This is a genomic window from Shewanella sp. T24-MNA-CIBAN-0130, assembly GCF_040310185.1.
Classification (GTDB): domain Bacteria; phylum Pseudomonadota; class Gammaproteobacteria; order Enterobacterales; family Shewanellaceae; genus Shewanella; species Shewanella psychromarinicola.
The window spans coordinates 1-238 of sequence record NZ_JBEOPP010000544.1 but is presented as its reverse complement, the minus strand read 5'-3'; the positions used below and the strand labels follow the sequence as shown (position 1 = coordinate 238).

Genomic DNA, 238 nt, shown 5'->3' with positions numbered 1-238 from the left:
GATATCAACAGTAATAGCGAAACCTTGGCGAAGCTTGAGAAAATCCGTGCCAAAGGCGGCGTAGCGATGGGCATATTCAAAGACGTCAGTGAAGCACAAAGCAGTCAACATATTCCAAAGATTGCTTGGGTTGCTCCTGCGCAAAGCTATACTGCTTCTAGTGGCAAGGCCGTTGATGCTAATGATATTGATTTAGTCGTACGAGCGATGAGTATGGGACAATTGCATCATGCCATGA

At 45.8% G+C, this 238-nt stretch carries 1 protein-coding gene; it reads left to right on the top strand.

Translation table 11 applies throughout. The annotated features are described in order from the left end of the window. The coding region (locus AAEZ02_RS23435) for a PrpF domain-containing protein (protein WP_351125631.1) at positions 1-238 on the top strand (238 nt) is incomplete at both ends.